Origin of the sequence: Burkholderia sp. AU16741 (assembly GCF_002223345.1) — a bacterium.
Classification (GTDB): domain Bacteria; phylum Pseudomonadota; class Gammaproteobacteria; order Burkholderiales; family Burkholderiaceae; genus Burkholderia; species Burkholderia sola.
Genome location: NZ_NKEZ01000003.1, coordinates 40,942 through 57,193 on the forward strand (window position 1 = coordinate 40,942; position 16,252 = coordinate 57,193).

At 65.2% G+C, this 16,252-nt stretch carries 15 protein-coding genes; 11 read left to right on the forward strand and 4 right to left on the reverse strand.

Annotated elements, in window-relative coordinates:
- The first annotated feature begins 99 nt into the window (after positions 1–99).
- The 4 genes from rplU (at position 100) to proB (ending at position 3,206) form a co-directional block, all read left to right on the forward strand.
- Entirely contained in the window at positions 100–411 is a 312-nt protein-coding gene (gene rplU, locus CFB89_RS02510) for a 50S ribosomal protein L21 (RefSeq protein ID WP_027783472.1), read from the forward strand.
- Positions 412–435: 24 nt separating this feature from the next.
- Positions 436–699 (forward strand): 50S ribosomal protein L27, encoded by a 264-nt coding sequence (rpmA, locus tag CFB89_RS02515; protein ID WP_006476999.1) that lies wholly within the window; start codon positions 436–438, stop codon positions 697–699.
- Positions 700–885: 186 nt separating this feature from the next.
- Positions 886–1,998 carry an Obg family GTPase CgtA gene (gene obgE, locus CFB89_RS02520; RefSeq protein WP_089466619.1) on the forward strand — a complete coding sequence of 371 codons (1,113 nt, stop codon included), beginning with the start codon at positions 886–888 and terminating at the stop codon, positions 1,996–1,998.
- 89 nt (positions 1,999–2,087) lie between these two features.
- Positions 2,088–3,206 carry a glutamate 5-kinase gene (gene proB, locus CFB89_RS02525; protein ID WP_006476997.1) on the forward strand — a complete coding sequence of 373 codons (1,119 nt, stop codon included), beginning with the start codon at positions 2,088–2,090 and terminating at the stop codon, positions 3,204–3,206.
- A 95-nt stretch (positions 3,207–3,301) separates the two neighbouring features.
- Here the strand turns inward: proB and CFB89_RS02530 are convergent, their stop codons facing one another.
- Together CFB89_RS02530 and CFB89_RS02535 are read right to left on the reverse strand one after the other, a co-directional pair.
- On the reverse strand, positions 3,302–3,910 hold the full coding sequence (locus CFB89_RS02530) for a CNP1-like family protein (RefSeq protein WP_050013884.1): 609 nt from the start codon (positions 3,908–3,910) through the stop codon (positions 3,302–3,304).
- 13 nt (positions 3,911–3,923) lie between these two features.
- Positions 3,924–4,568 (reverse strand): RNA pyrophosphohydrolase, encoded by a 645-nt coding sequence (locus tag CFB89_RS02535; RefSeq protein ID WP_069616810.1) that lies wholly within the window; start codon positions 4,566–4,568, stop codon positions 3,924–3,926.
- A gap of 219 nt (positions 4,569–4,787) precedes the next feature.
- Between CFB89_RS02535 and CFB89_RS02545 the strand changes: the two genes are divergently transcribed.
- Together CFB89_RS02545 and CFB89_RS02550 are read left to right on the forward strand one after the other, a co-directional pair.
- Positions 4,788–6,524, forward strand: a complete 1,737-nt coding sequence (locus CFB89_RS02545) for a proline--tRNA ligase (protein ID WP_089466620.1) — start codon at positions 4,788–4,790, stop codon at positions 6,522–6,524.
- 21 nt (positions 6,525–6,545) lie between these two features.
- Positions 6,546–7,148: a MarC family protein gene (locus CFB89_RS02550; RefSeq protein WP_089466621.1), complete on the forward strand. Its 603-nt coding sequence runs from the start codon at positions 6,546–6,548 to the stop codon at positions 7,146–7,148.
- A gap of 94 nt (positions 7,149–7,242) precedes the next feature.
- Here CFB89_RS02550 and CFB89_RS02555 read toward each other — a convergent pair whose 3' ends face one another.
- Both CFB89_RS02555 and ffh read right to left on the reverse strand, forming a co-directional pair.
- Positions 7,243–7,794: a hypoxanthine-guanine phosphoribosyltransferase gene (locus CFB89_RS02555; RefSeq protein ID WP_023477519.1), complete on the reverse strand. Its 552-nt coding sequence runs from the start codon at positions 7,792–7,794 to the stop codon at positions 7,243–7,245.
- A 94-nt stretch (positions 7,795–7,888) separates the two neighbouring features.
- On the reverse strand, positions 7,889–9,256 hold the full coding sequence (gene ffh, locus CFB89_RS02560) for a signal recognition particle protein (protein WP_089434517.1): 1,368 nt from the start codon (positions 9,254–9,256) through the stop codon (positions 7,889–7,891).
- Between the two features lie 89 nt (positions 9,257–9,345).
- Here ffh and CFB89_RS02565 point away from each other — a divergent pair, with 89 nt between their 5' ends.
- The 5 genes from CFB89_RS02565 to CFB89_RS02595 all read left to right on the forward strand — a co-directional run bounded on the left by CFB89_RS02565 (position 9,346) and on the right by CFB89_RS02595 (position 16,177).
- A complete protein-coding gene (locus tag CFB89_RS02565; RefSeq protein WP_089466622.1) occupies positions 9,346–10,239 on the forward strand; it encodes an inner membrane protein YpjD in 894 nt (297 codons plus the stop codon).
- Between the two features lie 13 nt (positions 10,240–10,252).
- Positions 10,253–10,567 carry a PP0621 family protein gene (locus CFB89_RS02570; protein ID WP_089466623.1) on the forward strand — a complete coding sequence of 105 codons (315 nt, stop codon included), beginning with the start codon at positions 10,253–10,255 and terminating at the stop codon, positions 10,565–10,567.
- Entirely contained in the window at positions 10,564–11,154 is a 591-nt protein-coding gene (ampD, locus tag CFB89_RS02575) for a 1,6-anhydro-N-acetylmuramyl-L-alanine amidase AmpD (protein WP_089466624.1), read from the forward strand. Before CFB89_RS02570 ends, ampD begins: the two co-directional genes overlap by 4 nt.
- 452 nt (positions 11,155–11,606) lie before the next feature.
- Complete coding sequence (locus CFB89_RS02585; RefSeq protein WP_089466626.1) at positions 11,607–14,600, forward strand: ribonucleoside-diphosphate reductase subunit alpha; 2,994 nt, start codon at positions 11,607–11,609, stop codon at positions 14,598–14,600.
- Between the two features lie 365 nt (positions 14,601–14,965).
- Entirely contained in the window at positions 14,966–16,177 is a 1,212-nt protein-coding gene (locus CFB89_RS02595; protein WP_089466628.1) for a ribonucleotide-diphosphate reductase subunit beta, read from the forward strand.
- Positions 16,178–16,252: the final 75 nt, after the last annotated feature.

Here is a 16,252-nt window from a genome sequence, read left to right on the forward strand (position 1 = left end):
AATCGTCGATCGGCTTTGACTTGGGTGCTAACCCCATGTATAATCACGTGTTTTCCGCGCGTGGTGTGCGGAAAAATTGGATCCAGAGTGAGGTTCTCAATGTACGCGGTCATAAAAACCGGCGGCAAGCAGTACAAGGTTGCCGTTGGCGAAAAACTCAAAGTAGAACAGATACCGGCTGACATTGACGCTGAAATCACGCTCGACCAGGTTCTCGCAGTGGGCGAAGGCGAATCGATTAAGTTCGGTGCGCCGCTGGTCAGTGGGGCTTCCGTCAAGGCCACCGTTGTGTCGCACGGTCGTCATGCCAAGGTCACCATCTTCAAGATGCGTCGCCGGAAGCACTACCAAAAGCATGGCGGCCACCGCCAGAACTACACTGAGCTGCGCATCGACGCGATCAACGCGTAAGCGCCTCGGTTAAGGAGCAATCAGATGGCACACAAAAAGGCAGGCGGCTCTTCCCGGAACGGCCGCGACTCCGAGTCGAAACGTCTCGGCGTGAAAGTGTACGGCGGCCAGGCAATCAATGCCGGCGGCATCATCGTGCGTCAGCGCGGTACGCGCATGCACGCTGGCGAGAACGTCGGCATGGGCAAGGATCACACCCTGTTCGCGCTGGTCGACGGTCACGTCAAGTTCGCGACGAAGGGCGCGGACAAGAAGCATCTGGTCATCGTCGTCCCGGCGGCTGCCTAAGTCAGGCACCCACGGGCTTCGTAGCCGAAAGGCCCCGCAGTCTTCGCGGGGCCTTTTTTATTGGGTCGCCGCCCGCCGGTGCGGGCCGGCGACCCTCGCGCAACCGGCGTACGATCGGCCGAACGGCCGATTGTTCAAGCGTGCCGGCGCGCGGCACAATAGCGGAAATACTGGGCGGAGTGACGAATGAAGTTCATTGACGAAGCACGAATCGAAGTCATCGCCGGCGACGGAGGCGATGGCAGCGCGTCGATGCGCCGCGAGAAATTCGTCCCGTTCGGCGGGCCGGACGGCGGCGACGGCGGCCGGGGCGGCAGCGTTTACGCGATCGCCGACCGCAACATCAACACGCTGATCGACTACCGTTACGCGAAGAAGCACCTCGCGCGCAACGGCGAAAACGGCCGCGGCTCCGATTGTTATGGCAAGGGCGGCGACGACGTCACGCTGCGCATGCCGGTCGGCACGATCATCAGCGACATGGATACCGGCGAGCTGATCGCCGACCTCACCGAGCACGACCAGCAGGTGATGCTCGCGCAGGGCGGCGCCGGCGGCCTCGGCAACCTGCATTTCAAGTCGAGCACGAACCGCGCGCCGCGCCAGAAGACGGACGGCAAGCCGGGCGAGCGGCGCATGCTGAAGCTCGAGCTGAAGGTGCTCGCCGACGTCGGGCTGCTCGGCATGCCGAACGCGGGCAAGTCGACCTTCATCTCGTCGGTGTCGAACGCGAAGCCGAAGATCGCCGACTACCCGTTCACGACGCTCGCGCCGAATCTCGGCGTGGTGCGGGTCGGCCCGAGCAAGAGCTTCGTGATCGCCGATATCCCGGGGCTGATCGAGGGTGCGGCCGAAGGCGCGGGCCTCGGGCATCAATTCCTGCGTCACCTGCAGCGTACCGGCGTGCTGCTGCATCTGGTCGATCTCGCGCCGTTCGACGAAAGCGTCGATCCCGTCGCGGAGGCGACGGCGATCGTCGGCGAACTGCGCAAATACGACGAGGCGCTCTACGAGAAGCCGCGCTGGCTCGTGCTCAACAAGCTCGACATGGTGCCGGAAGACGAGCGCGAGGCGCGCGTCGCGGATTTCCTCGACCGCTTCGGCTGGGACGGCCCCGTGTTCGAGATCTCGGCGCTGACGGGCCAGGGCTGCGAAGCGCTGTGCTACGCGATCTACGACTACCTGTCCGAACATTCGGACGCGCATCGCGCGGCGGAGGCGGAAGATCTCGCGGCGGACGTGCGATTCCGCGATGCGCCGCCGGCGAAGGGCGGCGCGGCCTCGGGCGACGACGCCTGAACGGTTAGGTCACGCGCCGGGCGTGCCGCCCGGCGTCGGCGTTCAATCGCGCCCGGCGGGCCGGCATCAGATACAGGAGACAGTGCAGGATGCGTTCGATCATCGCGGATTCGAAGCGATTGGTGGTGAAGGTGGGCTCCAGCCTCGTGACCAACGACGGCAAGGGGCTCGATCATGCTGCAATCGGCCGCTGGGCAGCCCAGATCGCCGCGTTGCGTGCGCAGGGCAAGGAAGTCGTGCTCGTCAGTTCGGGCGCGATTGCCGAAGGCATGCAGCGGCTCGGCTGGAGCAAGCGGCCGCGGGAAATCGACGAGCTGCAGGCCGCCGCCGCGGTCGGCCAGATGGGGCTCGCGCAAGTCTACGAGAGCCGCTTCACCGAACACGGCATCCGCACCGCGCAGATCCTGCTCACGCACGCCGATCTGGCGGATCGCGAACGCTACCTGAATGCGCGATCGACGCTGCTCACGTTGCTGCGGCTCGGCGTCGTGCCGATCATCAACGAAAACGACACGGTCGTCACCGACGAAATCAAGTTCGGCGACAACGATACGCTCGGTGCGCTCGTCGCGAACCTGATCGAAGGCGATGCGCTGATCATCCTCACCGACCAGTCGGGGCTGTTCACCGCCGATCCGCGCAAGGATCCGAACGCGACGCTCGTCGGCGAGGCCAATGCGGGCGCGCCGGAGCTCGAGGCGATGGCGGGCGGGGCCGGCTCGAGTCTCGGCCGCGGCGGGATGCTGACCAAGATCCTCGCGGCGAAGCGCGCGGCCCACAGCGGCGCGAATACCGTGATCGCGAGCGGCCGGGAGGCCGACGTGCTCGTGCGTCTGGCGGCCGGCGAGGCGATCGGCACGCAACTGATCGCCCGTACCGCGCGGATGGCGGCGCGCAAGCAATGGATGGCCGACCATCTGCAGGTGCGCGGCCACGTCGTGATCGATGCGGGCGCGGTCGAGAAGCTGACGGCCGGCGGCAAGAGCCTGCTGCCGATCGGCGTGATCGACGTACAGGGTGCGTTCGCGCGCGGCGAGGTGATCGCGTGCGTGGGCCCGGACGGGCGCGAGGTGGCGCGCGGGCTCACGAACTACAGCAGCGCGGAAACGAAGCTGATTCACCGCAAGCCGAGCGGCGAGATCGAGACCGTGCTCGGCTACATGCTGGAGCCTGAACTGATTCATCGCGACAACCTCGTGCTGGTGTGATCGCCGGCCACGTGCCGTCGTTCAAATGAAAAAGCCCGCGCGATGCGGGCTTTTTCGTGCGACAGGACGATGCGGGCAACCCGCATCGCGTGCCGTCAGCGCAACTGCGTCATCGCGGTGCGGTGGAACCGGATGTTTTCGAGGATCTGCCGGGTCGAGCCCTGCGGCATCTTGTTCGCGCAGAAGTAGTCCTGGTAGAGCGCGGAGTGGTAGGCGTTCAGTTCGCCGTTCTCGATGCGCCGCCAGTCGTTCTCGACGGTGCGATCCCAGCCGTTGTGGTCGGAGTTCAGGCCGGCGTACTGGCGCCACTCGTAGGTGTCGCAGCGGATGCCTTCGTAGTTCACGTTGCGCGCACCGGCCGGGCTTGTGACGACGACTGCGTAGCGCACGACGCCGTCGCTGCCGACCTCGAGCGACTTCGCATCGACGAAGAACTTCAGCGGCGTGTTCTGCGACACGTTGAACGGCAGAAGATCGCCCGTTTGCGGCAGCGGCGGCAGCGTGTCGACGGCGTTTTCCTTCCAGGTTCCCTGACGGTCGAGCAGGTACACGAACTCGCTGTCATCCTTGTTGGACGGCGCTTTCGAGTTCGCGCAGCCGGCCAGGGCGGCCATTGCGGCGATCGATGCGAGCGCGAGAGCAATCGCTTTCAATATGCATTCCTCGTAAAAAAAGGGCGCGACACCAAGGTCGCGCCCGGTCATGCAGTCCGACTCGTCATTTGCCGACGATCACGTGGGGCGGCATCTCGTCGAGCGTGCCCGCTTCCACTTCGATCTCCGAACAGACTACCGATGTGTCGACAATCGTCAGCGTCTGGGCCTGTGCGCCAATGACGCGCGGATAGCGCGACACACGCGGCCCGCGCGGCTTCTCGGCTCGCTGCGCCGGGCGGCGCAGGAAGCGCGACAGTTCCGTCAGCGCCAACTGATAGACATCCCGCTTGAACTCGATCACCGCATCGAGCGGCACCCAATACTCGTTCCAGCGCCACGCATCGAACTCCGGGTGGTCGGTCGCGCGCAAGCAAATGTCGCAATCGCGTCCAACCATCCGCAGCAGGAACCAGATCTGCTTCTGGCCGCGGTAATGACCGCGTACTTCGCGTTTGATGAACTTGTCAGGCACCTCGTAACGCAACCAGTCGCGGGTGCGGCCGATTATCTTGACGTGTTCCGGATGCAGGCCCGTTTCCTCGTGCAGTTCCCGGTACATTGCCTGCATGGGGGTCTCGCCGTACTTGATCCCACCTTGAGGAAACTGCCAGGAATGCTCGCGGAGCCGCTTGCCCCAAAACACCTCGTTGCGCGCGTTCAAGAGGATGATGCCGACGTTCGGGCGAAAGCCTTCACGATCCAGCATACAACCACCTTCGAATCCTTTAAAATTGCTTTGATTATAAACAGATAACGGGCGCTGCGCACCGTGACGGAGCGAATCCGCGCGGGGTACACCGGCTGAATTGTCCCTGATTAGTCTGCTACGTCATCTGCGCCATCGTCGTTCGCGGCGCGTCGCTTTTTTCACCTTGAAACTTTTTCGGGCGCCCCGCCTGGGGGCGCCGTTTTTGGAACCGTCCGCATGAAAGCTTCCCGTTTCTTTATCGGCACCCTGAAAGAGGCACCCGCCGACGCAGAGATCGTCAGCCACAAGCTGATGGTCCGCGCCGGCATGATCCGTCGCGTCGCCGGCGGCATCTACAACTACCTGCCGGTCGGCCTGCGTTCGATTCGCAAGGTCGAGGCGATCGTGCGCGAGGAAATGAACCGGGCGGGCGCCATCGAGCTGCTGATGCCGGCCGTGCAGCCGGCCGAGCTGTGGCAGGAGTCGGGCCGCTGGGAGCAGTACGGCCCCGAGCTGCTGCGCTTCAAGGACCGCAAGGACAACGATTTCGTGATCGGGCCGACGCACGAGGAAGTCGTCACCGACATCGCGCGCAACCAGATCAAGAGCTACCGGCAGATGCCGGTGAATTTCTACCAGATCCAGACGAAGTTCCGCGACGAGATCCGTCCGCGCTTCGGCGTGATGCGCGGCCGCGAATTCATCATGAAGGACGCGTATTCGTTCGACAAGGACGCAGCCGGCCTGAACGAGTCGTATCGCAAGATGTACGACGCGTACGTGCGCATCTTCACGCGCCTGGGCCTCGAGTTCCGCGCGGTCGCGGCCGACAGCGGCTCGATCGGCGGCAACTTCTCGCACGAGTTCCACGTGATCGCCGATACCGGCGAGGACGCGATCGCGTACTGCCCGACGTCCGAATTCGCGGCGAACGTCGAGGCCGCCGAAGCGCTGCCGCTGATTGCCGAGCGCGCGGCGCCGGCCGAAGCGATGGAGAAGGTCGCGACGCCCGGCAAGGCGAAGTGCGAGGCCGTCGCCGAACTGCTGTCGATTCCGCTCGAGCGCACGATCAAGTCGATCGTGCTCGCGACCGACAACGAAGGCGCCGAGCCGACCATCTGGCTCGTGATGCTGCGCGGCGACCACGACCTGAACGAGATCAAGGTGTCGAAACTGCCGGGCCTGAAGAACCACCGCTTCGCGACCGAGCAGGAAATCGTCGAGTGGTTCGGCACGCCGCCGGGCTATCTCGGCCCGGTCGGCACGAAGAAGCCGGTGAAGGTGATCGCCGATCGCACGGTCGCGAACATGAGCGACTTCGTCGTCGGCGCGAACGAGGTCGACTATCACATCGCGGGCGTGAACTGGGGCCGCGACCTGCCGGAGCCGGAGGTCGCCGACGTGCGCAATGTGAAGAAGGGCGATCCGTCGCCGGACGGCAAGGGCGCGATCGACATCTGCCGCGGCATCGAAGTTGGCCACGTGTTCCAGTTGGGCACCAAGTATTCGGAAGCGATGGGCGCGACGTTCCTCGACGAGTCGGGCAAGCCGCAGCCGATGCTGATGGGCTGTTACGGCGTCGGCATCACGCGCATTCTCGGCGCGGCGATCGAACAGAACTTCGACGAGAAGGGCATCATCTGGCCCGAGTCGATCGCGCCGTTCGAGGTCGTGCTGTGCCCGATGGGCTATGACCGCAGCGACATGGTGCGCGAGACGGCCGACAAGCTGTACGCGGAACTCGTCGCGGCCGGCATCGACGTGATCCTCGACGATCGCGGCGAGCGCCCGGGCGTGATGTTCGCCGACTGGGAGCTGATCGGCGTGCCGCATCGTCTCGTGATCGGCGAGCGCGGCCTGAAGGAAGGCAAGATCGAGTACCAGGGCCGCCGCGACGCCGAAGCGACGCTGCTGCCGGCCGACACGGCCGCGGCGACGGTCGCCGAGAAGATCCGCGCCGCGCTCGCGCACTAAGCGCGGCGACCGGGCGACACGATGGAATACACGTTCCTGTCGGCCACCGTGCTCCTCGTGCTGATCACGGATCCGCTCGGCAACATCCCGCTGTTCATTACGGCGATGCGGGATGTGCCGCGCGAGCGGCGCGTGAAGCTGATTCTGCGCGAAGTGGGGATCGCGTTCGTGATCCTGCTGTTCTTCATGCTGGTCGGCGACCGCTTCCTGCGGATGATGAGCCTCACCGACCTGTCGCTGCGGCTCGGCGGCGGGATCGTGCTGTTCCTGATCGCGCTGCGGATGATCTTCCCGCACCCGGACGGCGCGCTCGGCAGCGATCCGCGCGCGGGCGGCGAGCCGTTCATCGTGCCGCTCGCGATTCCGGCGCTGGCCGGGCCGTCCGCGCTCGCGACGGTGATGCTGATGACGTCGCAGGCGCCCGGCAAGATGCTCGAGTGGGTCGGCGCGCTGACGGTCACGATGATCGTCTGCGCGATCACGCTGGTGCTGGCCGAACGGATCCAGCAGTGGCTCGGCGAAAGGACGGTCGCGGCGTTCGAGCGGCTGATGGGGCTCGTGCTGGTCGCGATCTCGGTCGAGATGCTGCTGGCCGGCATCCGCGCGTTCGTGCACCAGTTGTAACCAACGCAGGCGGCGTGCGCAAAAAAGCGGCGCTCCGGGAAACCGGAGCGCCGCTTTCTATTGATATAGCGGTATGGCGCGGACAGCGCGGCGATCAGACGTTCGCGGTCAGCGCGCGGATCGTCGGCAAGTTGCGCCAGTAGCCCTTCGCGTCCATCCCGCAGCCGAACACATAGCGGTCCGGCACCGAGAAGCCGCAGAAGTCGGGGTGCAGCGGTTTCGCCTTCGCGAGCGTCTTCTCGCACAGCACGGCCGACATGAAGCGCTTTGCGCCCATGTCGAGGATCCGGTCGCGGATCGCGGCCATCGTCTCGCCTTCGTCGAGGATGTCGTCGAGCACGAGCACGATGCGATCCTTCACCGATTCGCGCGGCGCGACGCGCCAGTGCATCTCCGGGCTGCCCTGCGTCGTGTTGCGGTAGCGAGTCAGGTGGATGTAGTCGAATTCGAGCGGGAAATCGAGATGCGGCAGCAGCATCCCGGTAAACACCGCGGCGCCGCCCATCACCGAGAGAACGAGCGGGAACGCGTCGCCGATCTCGGCGCGGATCGCGTCGGCCATCTTCGAGATCGACGCGTTGACGGCGTCGGCGGAGACGATCTCTTCGGAGTGGTCGAAAATGTGGAGGGCTTCTTCGCGGTTCATGTGTTCTGGCGGGCAGTCGGTATACAAATAAGGATGAAGCAGAACGGCCAGCGCGCGCTACGGCAAAAACCCGCGCGCCGGCCGACGGACGGAATCAGCGCATGCCGGGCATCATGCCTTTCAGGCCGCGCATCATCTTCTGCATGTTGCCGCCCTTCAGCTTCTTCATCATCGTACGCATCTGGTCGTACTGGTTCAGCATCCGGTTGACTTCCTGCACCGGCACGCCGGCGCCGGCCGCAATGCGGCGCTTGCGCGTCGCCTTGATGATTTCGGGTTTCGCGCGCTCGGCGGGCGTCATCGAGCTGATGATGCCCTCCATCCGGCGGATCGACTTTTCGGCCTGGCCCATGTCGGCGCCGGCCGCCGCCTGCTGGAACTGCGCGGGGAGTTTATCCATCAGCGAGGACAAACCGCCCATGTTCTTCATCTGGGAGATCTGCGCGCGGAAATCGTTCAGGTCGAAATCGCCGCCCTTCTTGACCTTGTCGGCGAGCTTCTGCGCGGCCTGCACGTCGACGCCGCGCTGCGCTTCCTCGACGAGCGCGAGGATGTCGCCCATGCCGAGGATCCGGTTCGCCATCCGGTCGGGGTGGAACACCTCGAGGCCGTCGAGCTTCTCGGCGACGCCGACGAACTTGATCGGCTTGCCCGTGACGTGACGCACCGACAGCGCGGCGCCGCCGCGCGAATCGCCGTCGAGCTTGGTCAGCACGACGCCGGTGAGCGGCAGCGTGTCGTTGAACGCCTTCGCGGTGTTGACGGCATCCTGGCCGAGCATCGCGTCGACGACGAACAGCGTTTCGGCCGGCTTCAGCACGCCGTGCAGCGCGGCGATTTCCTGCATCATCGCCTCGTCGATGCCGAGGCGGCCGGCCGTGTCGACGAGCAGCACGTCATGGTAGTGGCGCTTCGCCCAGTCGACGGCCGCGAGCGCGATGTCGACGGGCTTCTGGTCCGGCGTGGACGGGAAGAAGTCGGCGCCGACCTGCTCGGTCACCGTTTTCAGCTGCATGATCGCGGCCGGGCGATACACGTCGCACGACACCGTGAGCACCTTCTTCTTGTACTTCTCGCGCAGCAGCTTCGCGAGCTTGCCCACGGTCGTGGTCTTGCCCGCGCCCTGCAGGCCGGCCATCAGGATCACGGCGGGCGGCGTGACCGCGAGATTCAGCTCGGCGGCCTTGCCTTCGTAGTCGCCGCCGATCACGGCGGTCAGTTCCTTCTGGACCACGCCGACGAGCGCCTGGCCCGGCGACAGGCTGCTGATCACTTCTTCGCCGAGCGCCTTTTCCTTGACCTTGGCGATGAATTCGCGGACGACCGGCAGCGACACGTCGGCTTCCAGCAGCGCGAGACGCACCTCGCGGAGCATCTCCTGCGTGTTCGCCTCGGTGAGCCGGGCCTCGCCGCGCAGCGTCTTGACGACGCGCGCCATCCGTTGAGTGAGATTGTCGAGCATGGGGAGCGATGGACAGTGGGGCCCGAAGGCGCGGCGGAACCGAACAAAGGGAGCCGTCGCGAGGAGGGGGCCTAGTGTAAACTTCGAACATGGATATTGTACTGTATGCCCTCACCGCATTCCTGTACGGCGGCCTCGCCGTCGCAGGCTGGCGCACGCACCGCCAGGGCGCGACGCCGCTCGTCGCGAGCGTGCCGGCCGTGCCGGTCCCCGCGTCGGCCGCGTCCGGGATGAGCGGGGCCGGCCGCGCGCTACTGTTCGCCGCGCTGCTCGCGCACGGCGTGCTGCTCCACATGACGATCTTTCCGAACGACGCGATGGTGTTCGGCTTCGCGTTCGCGCTGTCCGCGATGTTCTGGCTCGGCGCCGGCATCTACTGGATCGAGAGCTTCTTCTTCCCGCTCGACAGCCTGCGCCTGCTGGTGCTGCCGCTCGCGTGCGGCGCGTCGCTGCTGCCGCTGATATTCGGCGGCGTGCGGGTGCTGCCTTATGCCGCAGCGCCGCTGTTCAAGCTGCATTTCCTGATCGCGAACATCGCCTATGGGCTGTTCGCGATCGCCGCGCTGCACGCGATCCTGATGCTGATGGTCGAGCGGCGCCTGCAGTCGCTGCGCAACGGCGGGCGCGACGGCTCGACCGGCTGGATCGCGAGCTGGCTCGAAACGCTGCCGCCGCTGCTCACGCTCGAGAAGCTGTTGTTCCGCCTGATCGGCGCCGGCTTCGTGCTGCTGACGCTGACGCTCGCGTCGGGCATCCTGTTCAGCGAGCAGGTCGACGCACGCGCGTTGCGGCTCGACCACAAGACCGTGTTCGCGATCCTGTCGTGGCTGATGTTCGGCGGCCTGCTGGTGGCCCGCAAGACGTCGGGCTGGCGCGGCCGCGGCGCCGCGCGCTGGGTGCTCGTGTCGTTCGCCGCGCTGCTGCTCGCGTATGTCGGTAGCCGGTTCGTTTTCGAGGTGCTGCTGCACCGCTCCGTGGTTTGACCGCAGGTTTCCGATGCGACAGATTCTTCTCCTGATCCTTCTCTTCTTCGCGGGTTCGTGGCTCGCGCGCAAGCTGCGTCACGCGCAGGAACAGGCGCAGGCGCGCGCCGGCCGCGGCGCCGGTTACGACGGTGCGCCCCGTGCCGGGGGTGGCGCCGCGCGCCCGAACGGCGACGTGCGGTCGCTGCCCGAGCCGATGGTGCGCTGTGCCGAATGCGGCGTGCACGCGCCGAAGGGCGACGCCGTCGCCGCGAGCGGCGAATACTTCTGCAGCGCCGAGCATGCGCAGCGCCACGCCGCGCGCGTGAACGGCCGCGACGCGCGATGAGCGACGCGCCGGTGTTGTCGGTCGACGCGAACGGCTGGGTGCGCGAAGCGCGCCATGCGCCGTCGCCGAACTTCGAGGCGCGGCCCGCGGGGGCGGCGCCGACGCTCGTGGTCGTCCACAACATCAGCCTGCCGCCCGGCGAATTCGGCGGCGACGCGATCGAGGCGCTGTTCCTGAACCGCCTCGACTGCGATGCGCACCCCTATTACCAGCGCCACCTGCGCGGCGTGCGCGTGTCCGCCCATTTCCTGATCCGCCGCGACGGCGAGCTGGTGCAGTTCGTGTCGTGCGACGAGCGCGCGTGGCACGCAGGCTCGTCCGAGTTCTTCGGCCGCACGCGCTGCAACGACTTCTCGATCGGCATCGAGCTCGAAGGCGCGGACGACGTGCCGTTCGACGATGCGCAATACGCGGCGCTCGCCGCACTTTCCCGCGCGCTTGCCGCGCGCTACCCGGTCGACGCGTTCGCCGGGCACTCGGACGTCGCGCCGGGCCGCAAGACCGACCCGGGCCCGCATTTCGATTGGCAACGCTTCGCGAGCGATGCCGGGTTTTCCGCCGAATACTTTCCTTTCATTCAGCACTGATCGCGGGGTTTTTTGAGCGGAGAAAGTTTTTTCTCCGATCAATGCCTTGCCGTGTCTGCGCGTGAGCGATGTCAAGTCCTCTATCGCAAATTATCCGTTTGGACGTCCTCCGAATGTCCACTATACTTGGTGCCAGTTGAGCAGTTCTGTACTAGATATAGTGTGTGTCGCAGGGGAAAACCCGAGCGGCACCGGCCGGCGGGCAACGCCGGCGAACAGGGTTCTCACGGCGGCGCGTCAGGCCGGGCGGTCCGGGCGTCGCGATCAGCGCAGCGAACATCGACGGGGCAGGGTACACATGACGAAGCACACGACCGGCTGGGTTGTCGCGCATCGACCGAACCGGCTTCCCCGGCGCATCGCTCGCCTCTTACCGCTCGCGCACCGCATTGCGCAGCGTTCGTTTTAATCCGCGGTTCTCTCCGCACCATCCAACACCAGGAGCTTTGCACATGCAAACCACCGACAACGCGACGTCCCAGTACGAGAGCGCCTCGAGCCGTCCGCTCGGCGGGACCGAACAGGGCGCGAAGGCGCTCGCGCCGCAGGCCACGTTCGCCGACTACAAGGTGATCCGCCGCAACGGCAGCGTGGTGTCGTTCGAACCTTCGAAGATCGCGATCGCGGTGACCAAGGCTTTCCTGGCCGTCAATGGCGGGCAGGGCGCGGCATCGGCGCGCGTCCGCGAGCAGGTCGAACAACTGACGCACAACGTCGTTCGCGCGCTCGTGCGCAGCCGCCCGAACGGCGGTACGTTCCATATCGAAGACATTCAGGACCAGGTCGAACTCGCGCTGATGCGCGGCGGCGAGCACAACGTCGCGCGTGCGTACGTGCTGTATCGCGAGAAGCGTCACCTCGAGCGCCAGCATGCGGGCGAGGAAGCGGCGGCAGCGGGCGGCGAGTCGGCCACCGGCATCAACGTCGTCGACAACGGCGTCACGCGCCCGCTCGACCTGAACGCGCTGCGCGCGCTGATCGTGTCGGCGTGCGACGGTCTCGGCGCTGCGGTTAACCCTGACCCGATCGTCGCGGAGACGGTGAAGAACCTGTACGACGGCGTGCCGATGAGCCAGGTCTACGACTCGGCGATCCTCGCGGCGCGCACGATGATCGAAAAGGATCCGGCATACAGCCAGGTCACGGCCCGCATCCTGCTGCACACGATCCGTCGCGAGATTCTCGGCGAGGAAGTCGTGCAGGCCGAGATGTCGACCCGCTACGCCGAATACTTCCCGCAGTTCCTGAAGCGCGGCGTCGACGCCGGCCTGCTCGACGACAAGCTGCTGCAGTTCGACCTGAAGCGCCTCGGCGAAGCGCTCGACGCGAACCGCGACCTGCAGTTCGGCTACCTCGGCCTGCAGACGCTGTACGACCGCTACTTCCTGCACGTCGAAGGCACCCGCATCGAAATGCCGCAGGCATTCTTCATGCGCGTCGCGATGGGCCTGTCGCTGAACGAGATCGACCGCGAAACGCGCGCGATCGAGTTCTACAACGTGCTGTCGAGCTTCGACTTCATGAGCTCGACGCCGACGCTGTTCAACTCGGGCACGCACCGCTCGCAGCTGTCGTCGTGCTACCTGACGACGGTCGCGGACGATCTCGACGGCATCTATGAAGCGCTGAAGGAAAACGCGCTGCTGTCGAAGTTCGCCGGCGGCCTCGGCAACGACTGGACGCGCGTGCGCGCACTCGGCTCGCATATCAAGGGCACGAACGGCAAGTCGCAAGGCGTGGTGCCGTTCCTGAAGGTCGTGAACGACACGGCCGTCGCGGTGAACCAGGGCGGCAAGCGCAAGGGCGCGGTGTGCGCGTACCTCGAATCGTGGCACCTCGACATCGAGGAGTTCCTGGAGCTGCGCAAGAACACCGGTGACGACCGTCGCCGCACGCACGACATGAACACGGCGAACTGGATTCCCGACCTGTTCATGAAGCGCGTGATGGAAGGCGCCGACTGGACGCTGTTCTCGCCGTCGACCTGCCCGGACCTGCACGACAAGTTCGGCGCCGAATTCGAGAAGGCTTACACGGCTTACGAAGAGAAGGTCGCGCGCGGCGAGATCAAGCTGTTCAAGAAGATCCCGGCGCAGCAGCTGTGGCGCAAGATGCTCGGCATGCTGTTCGAGACGGGCCACCCGTGGATCACGTTCAAGGATCCGTGCAACGTGCGCTCGCCGCAGCAGCACGTCGGCGTCGTCCATTCGTCGAACCTGTGCACGGAAATCACGCTGAACACGAGCGACACCGAAATCGCGGTGTGCAACCTCGGCTCGGTGAACCTCGTCGCCCACCTGGTGAAGCAGGCCGACGGCAGCTACGCGCTCGACCACGACAAGCTCAAGCGCACGATCAGCGTCGCGATGCGCATGCTCGACAACGTGATCGACATCAACTACTACGCGGTGCCGAAGGCGCGCAACTCGAACCTGAAGCACCGCCCGGTCGGCATGGGCATCATGGGCTTCCAGGACTGCCTGCACCTGCTGCGCACGCCGTACGCGTCGCAAGAGGCGGTCGAGTTCGCCGACCGTTCGATGGAAGCCGTCTGCTACTACGCGTACTACGCGTCGACCGAGCTGGCCGAAGAGCGCGGCCGCTACTCGAGCTACCGCGGCTCGCTGTGGGATCGCGGCATCCTCCCGCAGGACACGCTGAAGCTGCTGACGGAAGCGCGCGGCGGCTACGTCGAGGTCGACACGTCGGAATCGCTCGACTGGACGACGCTGCGTTCGCGGATCGCCGCGCACGGCATGCGCAACTCGAACTGCGTCGCGATCGCGCCGACGGCGACGATCTCGAACATCATCGGCGTGTCGGCCTGTATCGAGCCGACTTTCCAGAACCTGTACGTGAAGTCGAACCTGTCGGGTGAATTCACGGTGGTGAACGAGTATCTCGTTCGCGACCTGAAGGAACGCGGCCTGTGGGACGAAGTGATGGTCGCCGACCTGAAGTACTTCGACGGCATGCTGTCGCGCATCGACCGCATCCCGGCCGACCTGCGCGCGATCTACGCGACCGCGTTCGAGGTCGATCCGACGTGGCTCGTCGAAGCGGCATCGCGTCGCCAGAAGTGGATCGATCAGGCGCAGTCGCTGAACATCTACATGGGCGGCGCGTCGGGCAAGAAGCTCGACGAGACCTACAAGCTCGCATGGCTGCGCGGCCTGAAGACGACCTACTACCTCCGCACGATGGCGGCGACGCACGTCGAGAAGTCGACGGTCGCACACGGCGCGCTGAACGCAGTGCCGACGGGCGGTGCGGGCGGCAGCGGCGGCGCGCAAGGCGCAGCGGGCGGCTTCAGTGCGGCCGGCGGCGGTGCGTCGTCGGGCGCGGTCAACGCGGCGCCGGCACTCGCGCCGGTCGAAGCAGACGGCCCGGTGTGCACGATGCGTCCGGGCGACCCCGGCTTCGACGAGTGCGAAGCGTGCCAGTAACGCAGTGCGCCTGACCTGAGAAGCAGGCCCGAGCGGCGCACACGACAATCGATCGAGGTTGAAGTGTGCGCCGCGCTCAACTAAAAAAATGATAAGGAATCTGTAGCGCGACACCTGCGTTGCAGGCAATGACAAGCGATCGAAACATCTCCGACGGCGTCGCGTTTCGATCGGCGTTCGGTGCGTCGAGCGCACCTCGCGATACAAGCGCGACTCACGTCGCGCGCTGCATGAACGACGATGCGTTGCTCAAAGTGTTGTATCGAGGTCGCAACGCGAATCGAAAAAAGGATTTTTCGTGAGCGAACCCTTTTATCGCTCAGGAAAAGATGGTACAAACCGTTCTAAATTGATGGTGAGAATTTATGCTCAACTGGGATGACGAGAAGACTGCCGTAACCCCCGCGAGCGGAGCGCAGCAAAACGCCATGCGCACCTCCGCCGGGATGGCTGTCGGAATGCAGGCTGCAACGCCTGCCGCCCATCAGGTCCGTGACATTTTCGAAGGCGATCTCGCGGTGTCGCCGCAAGCATCGGCTGTTCCCGCCGGCGGTACGGAAGCGCGGGTCAATGTCGCCGACAAGCGCATCATCAACGGCCAGACCGACGTCAATCAGCTGGTGCCGTTCAAGTACAAGTGGGCGTGGGAAAAGTATCTGGCCGGTTGCGCGAACCACTGGATGCCGCAGGAAATCAACATGTCCCGCGACATCGCGCTGTGGAAGGACCCGAATGGTCTGACCGAGGACGAGCGCCGCATCGTGAAGCGCAACCTCGGCTTCTTCGTGACGGCCGATTCGCTCGCGGCGAACAACATCGTGCTCGGCACGTACCGCCACATCACGGCGCCCGAGTGCCGGCAGTTCCTGCTGCGCCAGGCGTTCGAAGAAGCGATCCACACGCACGCGTACCAATACATCGTCGAATCGCTCGGTCTCGACGAAGGCGAGATCTTCAACGCGTATCACGAGGTCACGTCGATCCGCGCGAAGGACGAATTCCTGATCCCGTTCATTCATACGCTGACGGACCCGGCCTTCAAGACCGGCACGCTCGAAGCGGATCAGAAGCTGCTGAAGTCGCTGATCGTGTTCGCCTGCATCATGGAAGGCCTGTTCTTCTATGTCGGGTTTACGCAGATCCTCGCACTCGGCCGCCAGAACAAGATGACGGGTGCTGCGGAGCAATATCAGTACATCCTGCGCGACGAGTCGATGCACTGCAACTTCGGCATCGACCTGATCAACCAGATCAAGCTCGAGAACCCGCATCTCTGGACCGCGGAATTCCGCGCCGAGATCCGCGAGCTGTTCAAGCAGGCTGTCGAACTCGAATACCGCTACGCCGAGGACACGATGCCGCGCGGCGTGCTGGGTTTGAACGCGTCGATGTTCAAGAGCTATCTGCGCTTCATCAGCAACCGCCGTTGCCAGCAGATCGGCCTCGACCCGCTGTTCCCGAACGAGGAAAACCCGTTCCCGTGGATGAGCGAGATGATCGACCTGAAGAAGGAGCGCAACTTCTTCGAGACGCGTGTGATCGAGTATCAGACGGGGGGCGCGCTGTCCTGGGAATAACCCGCGGCAGCGAACCCGTTACATGATGGAGCAGCCGGTGGCCTCTCGGCCCTGGCCCAAGGTTTAGGAGCAAGA